General features: G+C 69.8%; 11 protein-coding genes. 6 read left to right on the forward strand and 5 right to left on the reverse strand.

Going from position 1 to position 11092, the window contains the following annotated elements; genetic code table 11:
• Positions 1 to 62: 62 nt before the first annotated feature.
• The 3 genes from H0B43_RS24835 to H0B43_RS24845 all read right to left on the reverse strand — a co-directional run bounded on the left by H0B43_RS24835 (position 63) and on the right by H0B43_RS24845 (position 3082).
• Positions 63 to 548, reverse strand: a complete 486-nt coding sequence (locus tag H0B43_RS24835) for a DUF2771 domain-containing protein (RefSeq protein WP_185729806.1) — start codon at positions 546 to 548, stop codon at positions 63 to 65.
• Positions 549 to 554: 6 nt separating this feature from the next.
• A complete protein-coding gene (locus H0B43_RS24840; protein ID WP_185725517.1) occupies positions 555 to 2225 on the reverse strand; it encodes an MFS transporter in 1671 nt (556 codons plus the stop codon).
• A gap of 71 nt (positions 2226 to 2296) precedes the next feature.
• Entirely contained in the window at positions 2297 to 3082 is a 786-nt protein-coding gene (locus H0B43_RS24845; RefSeq protein ID WP_185725516.1) for a glutaminyl-peptide cyclotransferase, read from the reverse strand.
• A gap of 38 nt (positions 3083 to 3120) precedes the next feature.
• Here H0B43_RS24845 and H0B43_RS24850 point away from each other — a divergent pair, with 38 nt between their 5' ends.
• Positions 3121 to 3978 carry a DUF3027 domain-containing protein gene (locus tag H0B43_RS24850; RefSeq protein WP_185725515.1) on the forward strand — a complete coding sequence of 286 codons (858 nt, stop codon included), beginning with the start codon at positions 3121 to 3123 and terminating at the stop codon, positions 3976 to 3978.
• Here H0B43_RS24850 and H0B43_RS24855 read toward each other — a convergent pair.
• On the reverse strand, positions 3975 to 4178 hold the full coding sequence (locus tag H0B43_RS24855; RefSeq protein ID WP_185725514.1) for a hypothetical protein: 204 nt from the start codon (positions 4176 to 4178) through the stop codon (positions 3975 to 3977). The two genes, H0B43_RS24850 and H0B43_RS24855, sit on opposite strands and share 4 nt — an antisense overlap.
• Here H0B43_RS24855 and H0B43_RS24860 point away from each other — a divergent pair.
• Both H0B43_RS24860 and H0B43_RS24865 read left to right on the forward strand, forming a co-directional pair.
• Entirely contained in the window at positions 4155 to 6716 is a 2562-nt protein-coding gene (locus H0B43_RS24860; protein ID WP_185725513.1) for an ATP-binding protein, read from the forward strand. The genes H0B43_RS24855 and H0B43_RS24860 overlap by 24 nt on opposite strands.
• Entirely contained in the window at positions 6706 to 7254 is a 549-nt protein-coding gene (locus H0B43_RS24865; protein ID WP_185725512.1) for a phosphatase PAP2 family protein, read from the forward strand. Before H0B43_RS24860 ends, H0B43_RS24865 begins: the two co-directional genes overlap by 11 nt.
• Positions 7255 to 7273: 19 nt before the next feature.
• Here H0B43_RS24865 and H0B43_RS24870 read toward each other — a convergent pair whose 3' ends face one another.
• Complete coding sequence (locus H0B43_RS24870) at positions 7274 to 7522, reverse strand: DUF2530 domain-containing protein (protein ID WP_185725511.1); 249 nt, start codon at positions 7520 to 7522, stop codon at positions 7274 to 7276.
• A gap of 78 nt (positions 7523 to 7600) precedes the next feature.
• On the opposite strand from H0B43_RS24870, the gene H0B43_RS24875 reads away from it, so the two are divergent.
• The 3 genes from H0B43_RS24875 (at position 7601) to H0B43_RS24885 (ending at position 11081) form a co-directional block, all read left to right on the forward strand.
• The gene (locus H0B43_RS24875; protein ID WP_185725510.1) at positions 7601 to 9052 is read left to right on the forward strand and encodes an NCS2 family permease; all 1452 of its coding nucleotides are present in this window, start codon (positions 7601 to 7603) and stop codon (positions 9050 to 9052) included.
• A 33-nt stretch (positions 9053 to 9085) separates the two neighbouring features.
• Positions 9086 to 9517, forward strand: coding sequence for a MarR family winged helix-turn-helix transcriptional regulator (locus H0B43_RS24880; protein ID WP_185725509.1), 432 nt, complete (start codon positions 9086 to 9088; stop codon positions 9515 to 9517).
• Between the two features lie 235 nt (positions 9518 to 9752).
• Positions 9753 to 11081 carry an MFS transporter gene (locus H0B43_RS24885; RefSeq protein WP_185729805.1) on the forward strand — a complete coding sequence of 443 codons (1329 nt, stop codon included), beginning with the start codon at positions 9753 to 9755 and terminating at the stop codon, positions 11079 to 11081.
• Positions 11082 to 11092: the final 11 nt, after the last annotated feature.

Below are 11092 nucleotides of genomic sequence, written 5' to 3' on the forward strand. Positions count from 1 at the left end.
CGACGAGGGCCCCCGCGCACTGAAACTGCTGCGGGGGCCCTTTCGTGTGGGCTGCTGTCGGCTCAGGCGGTCTTGATCGACCAGGCGGCCCGCGCCTGCGTGAGCCCTTGCTCGTCGACGACCGCGGACGGCAGCTGGATCTCGATGCCGGCCAGCTGCAGATCCTCCGACGACGGCACCGTCACGGCGCGGGTCTCACCGGCGCGGTGAGCCTGCTGCTGCACGACGACCTGGCCCGACGCGTCCTGATAGACGACGACCATGCGCCACGGTGCGTCGACGATCTCCTGCGGCAACGACAGCTGCAGGGGGGAGCCGGGGGGCACGTCGAGTTCGGCGATCTCGCCGGTGGTGCAGTCCTCGAGGTACAGGTTGCAGTACGCCAGCGGGGGCACCTGCTGGGTCCGGTTGTGCGCGAAGGCGGTGATCTCGGGCAGGCGGGGCGAGGAGTTGCGGACGAGCGCGTACAGGACGCCGACGAAGGCCACCAGGACCACCATCAGGCCCACCACGATCACTGCCAGGATCTTCTTGGTTCGCGCCTGCATTCTCACTTACGTCACATTTCCTGTCGATCGGTCGACCCGGTGGGTCGAGTGGTGCTCGGTCACTTCTTGTTCGGCCAGGTCGGGGCGTTTTCCGCCGAGTCCGGGCAGAAGGGTGCTGCCGCGGTACGTGAGCACGGTCTGGGCGAGCCCGATGGTCATGACGGCGGAGACCACGGAGAACCCGATCCAGTATTCGGTGGGCAGCAGCACGCCCAGCGCGCCGCCCACGACCCAGCTCAGCTGCAGAACCGTCTCGGATCTGCCGAAACCGGACGCGATGGACTCCTCGGGGAGGTCGTGCTGCAGCGACGCGTCCAGCGACACCTTGGCCAGGGCGCTGGCGGCGGACGCGACGAGAGTGGCCAGGGCGGCGGTGAGGAGATTGTCGGTGATGGCGGCGAGGACGGCGATGATCCACACGGCACCCGTGCAGCGCAGCACGATGAGGGCGGGACGGCCGAGTTTGATCCGGGCTCCGGCGGCGTTGCCTGCGAAGTTGCCGATGCCGGCGGCGGCGCCGACCAGTCCGAGCATCGCGGCTTGCACCAGCGGCTCGTGGTCGGTCTTCGACTTCGCGACGAACGCGATGTACAGCGTGAGGAATCCGGTGAGCACGCGGATGGTGCTGTTGCCCCACAATCCGGTGATGACCGCGCGACCCAGCGGCTGCCGTCGTTTACCGGTCTTCGGGGTGGCAGGCGCTTCGGGCTGCAGCACCCGGGTGCGGCCGATGACCTCGGTTGGGTGCTCGTCGCCGTGGTAGGTGAGCGTTGCGGGGACCTCGCCCTCGGTGACCTCGACCCACGACGGGATCCGCATGCTGAGGTAGGCGCCGAGGGCGGTGATGACGGCCGCCAGCCACAGCGCTCCGACGGATCCGGTGGCCATGGCGAGACCGCCCGCGAGGGCGCCGGCACCGATGGTTCCGCCGAGCAGTCCGAACACGGTGAGGCGGGAGTTGACGCGCACGAGGTCGATCTCCGGTGGCAGCACCCGTGGCGTGACCGCACTCTTGAGCACCGAGAACGATTTGCTGAGCACCATCATCCCGAGCGCGGCCGGATACAGCACCCAGCTGTCGAAGTTGAAGACGAGGACGATCGCCAGGATGGTCCGGAGGCCGAACGACGTGGCCAGCGCGACGCGACGGCCGTGCTGGAGGCGGTCGAGCATCGGACCGATCAGCGGTGCGATGACGGCGAACGGGGCGATGGTGATCAGCAGGTACAGCGCGACCTTCGTCTTGTCCTCGCCCGTCGCCGCCGAGAAGAACAGGGTGTTCGCCAGGGCGACGGCGATGGCGGCGTCGGTCGCGTTGTTGGCCATCACGGCGTAGGTGAGCGCGGTGAGCCCCGACTTGTCGGCACCGTCCGCCTTGGCTGCGCGGTGGAACGTCGCGATGCCCTTGTTGGTGAGTTCCCGGCTGCGCATCGCCGCCACCCGGGTGACGGTGAGCTTGCGGGGCATCGGCGGCGCCTTGGGGGCGTCCGGCCGCTCCTCGTCGGAGCGGGGACGCTGCCCGCCCCCGACGGGGTGGAGGGGAGGGAGCGGCGTGCGCCTACCCCCCGAGCGGGCCGCGGGCGGATATTTGTCGTAGCCCGGATGGACGGGGGGCCCGGAATTCTCGTCGGGAGCCCGACCGCCGTCAGGCTCGTGGGGTTCGCGCGGTCCGGTCACTCCCTAATTCTGTCCTAGTCGGGAGACATGCGACCACAGCAACCCCGGCCAATGCTGGTCACACCGGCCTGTCAACGAACGAACCGCACTTCGAACATGCGCGGCCAGTACTTTCCGGTGACGAGGAAGCGGTCGGTCCCCGGGATCTGGGCGATCCCGTTGAGGACGTCGACCGCCCGCGGGCCGGGCGAGAGCGCATCGCGAAGCGCCGAGGCGTCGATCTCGGCGGTGACGCGGCCGTCCGCGGGATCGATGCGGACGAGGGTGTCGGTGGTCCAGACGTTCGCGTAGATCGCGCCGTCGTCCGCGCACTCGAGTTCGTTGAGGCGGGCCACCGGGTTTCCGTCCCGGACCGCCTGCACGGTGCGGCGGGGTTCGAACGTCACCGGGTCGCGGAACGTGAGCGTAGGGGAGCCGTCGCTCGTGACGAGGGCGCCGGGCAACGCGCAGATTCCCCAGCCCTCGCCGTCGAACGGAACTCGCCGCTGTTCGGTGAGGGTCGCGCGATCCCGGGCGACGGCCACGCCGTCACGCCACGTCAGCTGCCAGACGGTGTCGCCGCTCACCGTGATGCCCTCCCCGAACAGGGGCGGCGGCAGTTCCGCCCGGGCGCGGACGCCGCCGCCGGTGACGTCGGTGGCCTGCACCCAGGACTCGCCTGACCTGCCGGTGCTCTCGAGCAGCTCGGTGCCGTCGATTTCGAGTCCCTGGGTGAACGCATTCGGGTCGTGGTCGAGGGTCCGGAGTATCTCCACGTGAAGGTCCGCGCCGGCCGCCGCCGGACTCTGCGAGGAGCAGCCGGCGACCATCCAGGACACCGCGAGCAGGGCTGGGAGAAGGCGTCTCCGGCCGGTCATCGGACCAGCATGACAGCCCAGGTGGGCAAGCACTTGCGGTGGTGCGGCAAACTGGTGGTGTGAGTGTTGCTTCTTCCGACGAGCGCGCAGTGGCGCGTCCCGTACTGACCGACGCCGTCGAGCTCGCCCGAACTGCACTGGTCGAACTGCAGGAAGGGGGAGTCGGCGACTATCTGGGCGTCACGTCCGAGGACGCGTGCGCCGCGACTCACCGTTTCGTTGCGGACCTTCCGGGTTATCGCGGCTGGCAGTGGGCGGTGGTGGTGGCCGCCGATCCCGAATCGGACCATGCCACCGTCAGCGAACTCGCCCTCCTGCCGGGACCCGACGCGCTGGTCGCCCCCGACTGGATTCCGTGGGATCAGCGCATTCGCCCCGGCGACCTGTCCGCGGGCGACCTGCTGGCCCCGCCTGCCGGTGACCCCCGCCTCGTCCCCGGTTACGTGGCGACCGGTGACCCCGAGATCGACGAGGTCGCCCTCGAACTCGGGCTGGGGCGCAAGCAGGTGATGAGTCTCGAAGGTCGCGTGGATGCGGCCCAGCGCTGGCACGACGGCGATTACGGCCCCGACTCCGAGATGGCCAAGGCCGCGCCGTCGACGTGCGGGTTGTGCGGCTTCTACCTGCCGCTCGCCGGCTCGCTGCACGCGTCGTTCGGTGTGTGCGGCAACGAGATGGCCGCCGACGGGCACGTGGTCGACGCCACCTACGGGTGCGGGGCCCACTCCGACACGCTGTTGCCGTCGGGTGCGGGTTCGCCGCAGTTCGACGCGTACGACGACGGTGCCGTCGAGATGGTCGAGAAGGCTCGGGGCGAGAGTGAAACCCCGGCAGTGCCTCCGGCCGATGCTGCTGTCGAGGCCGCTGCGGCCGAGGAATCCGCATCGACCAGCTAGCCGATCCGTTCGGCACCGCCGCGCTGAGGGAATCGACTCTCCTCGCGTGGCGTACGTCGCCGACGCGCCTGCGCGAGGATGCCGCGGCCGAATCGGACCTGGCCCGCGCCGGCTACCGCGACCGGCTCCTCACCGAACTGGCACAGAACGCCGCCGACGCCGCCGCCCGCGCCGAGGTGCCCGGCGAGCTGTCCGTGCATCTCGACGGACGTGTTCTGCGCGTGGCCAACACGGGTACGCCGCTGGACGAGCCGGGGGTCCAGGCGCTGGTCGCGTTGCGGGCGTCGAACAAGTCCGGCACGACCGTCGGCCGCTACGGCGTCGGGTTCACGGCGGTGCTGTCGGTGGCCGACGAGATCGAGCTGCGGTCGACGTCCGGTTCGGTGCTGTTCTCCGCCGAGCGCACCAGGGCTGCGCTGCAGGATCTCGACGGCGCCGACCCCGGCGGAGGTGTGCCGGTCCTCCGGCTCGCGTGGCCCACCGAGACCCGCCCGGCCGCCGGTGCGGCGTCGGAAGTCGTGCTGACGCTGCGCGAGGACATCGACGCCGAATCGCTGCTGGCCTACATGGGCCGCGAGGCCCCCGACCTGTTGCTCGAACTGCCGGCGCTCGTCTCGATCACCGTGGGCGACAAGCAGTTCCGCCGTCGCGAGCGGCCGCTCGATTCGGGGGCGACCGAGGTCGCGATCGGCGACGACCGATGGTGGCAGTACGAGTCCGGCCGCGCCCGCTGGCTCGTTCCGGTCCGCGACGGCGTCGTCGCCCCGGTGAGCGAGGACGTGCTGCGGGCCCCGACGCGGTCGGACGAGGAACTGTCGATCCCCGCGATCCTGGTCGCGGACGTCGCGATGCAGCCCGACCGCAGGCGCATCCTGCCCGGCGCGTCGATCGCCGAGCCGGCGTCCGGCTACGCCGACTTCGTGGCCACACTGCCGCCCGACCAGCGACTGTCGCTGGTCCCCGTCCCCGCCTTCGCCCGCAGCGAGGTGGACTCCGCGTTGCGCGACCATCTCGTCGCCGAACTCCGGGAGCAGCCCTGGCTGCCGACCGTCGACGACAAGGACAGGGCGCCCAATCGGGCGTCGGTGGTCCCCGGCCTGACCGACGAACTCGCCGAACTCCTCGCGGACATCGTCGACGGCCTCGTCGTCCCCGATCTGTCCGGTCCGCGCTGGGCGCCTGCGCTGGCGGCGGTCGACGCACACCGCCTCGGTCTCGCCCGCCTCACCGAACTTCTCAGCGGCACCGACCGTGACCCGTCCTGGTGGCGGCGCCTGTACGCAGCGCTCGAGCCCCTGGCCGTGGACGCCCTCGCCGCCGAGGAGTTGGCGTCGATCCCGGTTCCGCTGTCCGACGGGCGCACGGTCACCGGTCCGCGAACGGTGTTGCTGGGCCACGACATCGACGGTGTCCTGGGGGTCGACTGGACGAGGCTCGTCCACCCGGACGCGACGCATCCCCTGTTGTCGAGGCTCGGCGCGAAGACCGCCACGGCCGTCGACCTCCTGTCCGATCCGGCGCTGCGCGCCGAGATCGAGGACCTCGACCCCGACGACGTCGCGGCGGCCGAGGAACTGTCGACCGCGGTGCTCGCACTCGCCGGGCGTGCCGACCCCGGCACCCTGCCGTCCTGGCTCGGGCAGCTGCCGCTCCCGGACATCGAAGGGGAGTTGCGTGGCGCGGACGAATTGCTGTTGCCCGGTGCGCCTCTCGCCGGCATCCTCGTGGACGACTCGCCGTTCGCGAGCGTGGACGCGTCGTTCGCCGAGCGGGTGGGAGAGGACGCCCTCCGGGCGGTGGGCGTGGGCTGGGGCTTCACCGTGCTGCGCGCGGAACTTCCCACCGGCCCCGATCAGGACCTCGACGACGAAGACCTCTGGTGGGACACGCTCGACGACGACCCCGAGGAGATCGGGGCCGTGCGTGACCTGGACCTCGTCGACGAGGAACGCTGGCCGGAGGCGCTGACCATGCTCGCGCTGGACCCGTCGACTCGTGCGCTGCTCGCCGACCGCGCCGGGTACACCGCTTGGTGGCTGCGCCACAACGCCGAGATCGACGGTCAGGTGCTGGGCCTGCTCCGCGACCCCGAGGACGAGACCTTCGCCGGACTGCTCGACCCGGTCGACCACCCGGAATCCTCCGCGTTCGCGGCGGCACTGGCGCCGGCGACGGTCGACTCACCCGAACTCGCCCAGCTGCTGCTGGACCGACTGGCCGACCCCGAGCGCCACCCGACACCGGCGGTGATCGCGCGGGCCCACAGCCTGCTCGCCGCCGCCGCGCACCTCCTCGACCTCGAGGAGCTCCGCCTGCCCGACTACGTGCGCGGCGTCACCGGCGCCCTCGTCGACCCCGGCGACGCCCTGGTGCTGGACGCGCCGTGGCTCGCCGCCGCCGTGCCGCGCGACCGTCTGGTGGTCGGGCACCTGGGCACCGCCGCCGCGCTCGCCGATCTGCTGGACGTCGCCGTCGCCTCCACCGCCATCCGCGGCGCCGTGACCAGCTCCGGCCGCGATTCCTCGTGGGATCGCGAGCCCGCCGCCGTCCTCGCTTTCGCAACCCTCGGCCGGGAACTGCCGCACGGACCCGTCGTCGTCCATCACCGGCTCACGGTGAAACTCACCGGAGGCGTGGACACGGAAATCGCGGTCCCGTGGTGGGTGGACGACACCGGGGCCACCCACTGCTCCGAGTCGTGGGCCGACGGCACGTGGGGCGCCGCCGGTGTCGATTGACCAGAGCATCCTCGACAGCGCGGTCGAAGATCGCACACCGTGGTTGATCGACGTCGTCACCGTCGTCACCAACAGCGGGGGAACGGTCGCGGCCTGGATCGTGTCGATCGTCCTGACGATCACCCTGCTGCTGCAGGGCCGCCGCCGCGAAGCCGTGCTCGTGGCCGGAGCGATGCTGTCGGGACTGGCCGCGATGACGACGCTCAAGAATCTGTTCGAGAGGCAGCGGCCCCCGCTCCCGGATCGGCTCGTCGAGATCTCGTCGTTCTCGTTCCCGTCGGGGCACGCGATGATGACGGCGATCCTCGCGACCGTGCTCGTCGCCGTGACCCTCCGGATCGTGCTGGTGCGGCGGCCGCGAATCGCGATGCTCGTCCTGCTGATCCTGTACACACTGGCGGTCGGGCTCTCGCGCGTCTACCTCGCGGCGCACTGGATGACCGACGTCCTCGCCGGGTGGGCATTCGGCTTCCTGTGGGCGGCCTTCTGGATCCTGCTGACCCGCACCCTGCCCCGCCACGCGGCAACCTCGAGCTAGAGCAGTCCCTGCTGCACCACTAGAGCAGTCCCTGCTGTGCCCCGCGACTGCCGCGCCGCGCCGCCCGGCGCTGCGCTGCGAACAATCCGTACCCGAGGAATCCGACGACGACCCCCGCTATACACGTCGGCAGCGCATCCGACCACCGGTCGCCCGTGACGATCACCACGACCATCGCGACCGCCCACGCCAGGGTTCCCAGTATCAGCGCAGGTCGTGGGTCGGCCAGGCGCCGGGCGAGCGGGGGACGGTCTGCGGCAGGGTTCACCAAACGAACGCTACCCTCGCCGCGGTGCCCTAATCTCCAAGGGCGACGCGCGAACGATGGCGATGGGGATTGAGAACTATGGGTGCTCCGAAACTGCTCGACAACTATTTCAAGATCACCGAGCGTGGTTCGACGGTAGGCACGGAAATCCGCGGCGGCGTCGTGACCTTCGTCGCGATGGCGTACATCGTGGTCCTCAACCCGCTGATCCTCGGCAGTTTCTCCGCCGAGGACGCCGTCGCGAAGACCGACGTCCTCGGCAACATCCTCCCCGTCAACGAGGTGGCCGCCGTCACAGCCCTGGTGGCCGGGCTGATGAGCATCGTGTTCGGCATCGTCGCCAACTATCCCTTCGCGATCGCGGCGGGCCTCGGAATCAACAGCCTCCTCGCCGTCACGATCGCACCTCAGGTCACCTGGCCCGAGGCGATGGGTCTCGTGGTGATCGACGGCATCATCATCGTCGTGTTGGCGCTCACCGGTTTCCGGACGGCTGTCTTCAATGCCATTCCGGCCGAGCTCAAATCCGCCATCGCCGCCGGTATCGGCATGTTCATCGCGTTCATCGGCCTCGTCGATGCCGGGTTCGTGCGGCGCATCCCGGACGCCGCGGGCACCACCGTCCCCGTGGGCCTGGGTATCAACGGATCGATCTCCTCCTGGCCGACCGTGACGTTCGTGTTCGGCGTACTGCTGATGGGTGTCCTGGTGGTGCGCAAGGTGCGCGGCGGACTGCTGATCGGCATCGTCGTCACCACCGTGCTGGCTGCGATCATCGAGGCCGTCGCCGGCGTCGGACCGTCGCTGGGGGTGAACCCGCACGGGTGGAACCTCAGCGTTCCCACAGCTCCCGATGTGCTGGTGGAACTTCCGGACCTCAGCCTCGTCGGCGACGTCAGCATCTTCGGGGCCTTCACCCGCATCGGCGTACTCGCGGCCAGCCTGCTGGTGTTCACGCTCGTGCTCGCCAATTTCTTCGACGCCATGGGCACCATGACCGGGCTCGGCAAGGAGGCCGGACTCACCGACGAGGACGGCAACCTGCCCAACGTCGGACGCGCACTCGTCGTCGAGGGCACCGGTGCCATCGTCGGTGGCGGTGCGTCGGCGTCGTCCAACACCGTCTTCGTGGAATCCGCTTCGGGTATCGCCGAGGGGGCCCGTACCGGACTCGCGAATGTGGTGACGGGACTGCTGTTCCTGGCCGCGATGTTCCTGACTCCGCTGTACTCGGTGGTGCCCATCGAGGCGGCCGCGCCGGCCCTCGTCGTGGTGGGCGCGATGATGATCGGCCAGGTTCGCGACATCGACTTCACCCGGTTCTCGATCGCACTGCCGGCGTTCCTCACGATCGCCGTCATGCCGTTCACGTACTCGATCGCCAACGGCATCGGCGTCGGATTCGTGTCGTGGGTCGTGCTCAATGCTGCGAGCGGTGGTATCAAGAAGATTCACCCGTTGATGTGGGTGGTCGCGATCCTGTTCGTGGCCTACTTCGCCGTCGAACCGATCACCGACGCAGTAACGTAAACGGCGGCCGATCGGTCCCGTATTGTCATTCCCGTGACCACGGATACGCGAGCACTCGCCAGCGACCTCTCCCTGGCTGTCGTGCGCCTCACGCGTCACCTGCGTGGGCGCCGAGTCGACGCCCAGGTATCGCTGACCCAGCTGTCGGCACTGGCCACCCTCGCCCGCGACGGCGCCATGACGCCGGGCAATCTCGCGGCTCGGGAGAAGGTCCAGCCGCCGTCGATGACCCGGGTCATCGCCTCGCTGGTCGAACTGGGGCTGGTCGAGCGGGCGCCGCATCCCACCGACGGCCGGCAGATCATCGTCACACTCTCCGATGCCGGTCACGCGCTGATCGCCGACGAGACGCACGCCCGCGAGGCGTGGATGAACGAGCGGCTGTCCGGGCTCGACGAGTCCCAACTCGAGACGCTCCGCGACGCGGTCGGGATCATCACCTCCATCGTCGCCGACTCGGAGTAGTCCTGGCGCAGCCGAACGGCAGCTCCCCAGTAGTGCAACGGCATTCGGCTGCCCGGTCACCGGCGCTCGCGCGGTAGCGAAGGAAACTCTCTGTCGGAGAACGTAACCGGCGCCCGAACCGATCGTACCGCCGACGCACGCGCAGGGCCGGTCGGTGCCGTGCCGGGACCGGGAGCAAGATGGAAGGGTGCCGCCCGAATCCGAGACCCCTGCCCCAGCCCAGCCGAAGACCGGCATGTTCGCCGCTCTCCGCACCCGGAACTACCGGTTGTGGGCATCGGGGCAGATCGTCTCCCTCGTCGGAACGTGGATGCAGCGGGTGGCGCAGGACTGGCTCGTCCTGACCCTGTCGAACGGCAACGCGCTCGCGGTGGGCATCGTGATGGCCCTGCAGTTCGGTCCGACCCTGTTCCTGTCCGTGTGGGGTGGCGTGCTCGCCGACCGGTACGACAAGCGGCGGATCCTGATCGCGACCCAGGTGTCGATGGCGTTGTGCGCGCTGGTGCTGGGACTGCTCGACGTCGGCGGACTGGTGGCCATGTGGCACGTCTACCTCATCGCATTCGTGCTCGGGTGCGCGTCCGCGGTCGACGCGCCGGCCCGTCAGTCGTTCACGATCGAGATGGTCGGCAAGGAGTCTCTGCCCAATGCCATCGCGTTGAACTCCATGACGTTCAACACCGCGCGCATCATCGGCCCGGCGATCTCCGGTGTGCTCATCACCCTCATCGGGACGGGATGGGTGTTCCTGCTCAACGTGGGCACGTTCACCGGGGTGCTGATCGCCCTGCTCATGATGAATGTCCGGGAACTGTTCACGGCACCCCAGGCGGAACGCGGAAAAGGGCAGGTGCGCGAGGGTTTCCGGTACGTGTGGGGCCGCGCCGATCTCCGGGTGCTGATGGTCGCCGTGTTCATGGTGTCGACGTTCGGACTGAACTTCCCGATCAGTCTCGCCGTTCTCGCCCGCAACACGTTCGAGCGCGGCGCGGACGCGTACGGGCTGCTGTCGACGACCCTGGCGGTGGGCACTCTCGCCGGCGCCACGATCGCCGCGAAACGCAGGACACCGCCGCGTCTGCGCACGTTCCTCGGGGCGGCGGCCGGGTTCGGCGCCTTCGAGATCCTCGTCGGTCTGATGCCGACCTACGCGCTCGTGGCGATCATGCTCGTCCCCACCGGCGCGCTCACCCTGACGTTCACGACCGCGGCCATGAACATCCTGCAGATGTCGGTGCCGTCCGAGATGCGCGGCCGGGTGATGGGCATCTACATGCTCTGTTTCCTCGGCGGCACCCCGCTCGGCAGTCCGGTCCTGGGATGGCTGGCCGACGTCCTCGACCCGCGTGCCCCGCTCGTGATCGGGGGCGTGATCTCCCTGGTGAGCGGTATCGGCGCCGCCCTGTACCTGATGCGGCACCAACGGGTGCGGCTCACGGTGCGCCGCCCGGATTCGGGGCGTTACCTCCCGGTGTTCGAACTGCACAACGTCGACCCGCGTCCGGTGGTGGTGTGCGACGCCACCGAGCAGGCGGTGGAGGCGAGCCGCGACCCGCGGTCCTGACCGGGTGCCGG

This window comes from Rhodococcus sp. 4CII, from assembly GCF_014256275.1.
GTDB lineage: Bacteria > Actinomycetota > Actinomycetes > Mycobacteriales > Mycobacteriaceae > Rhodococcus_F > Rhodococcus_F wratislaviensis_A.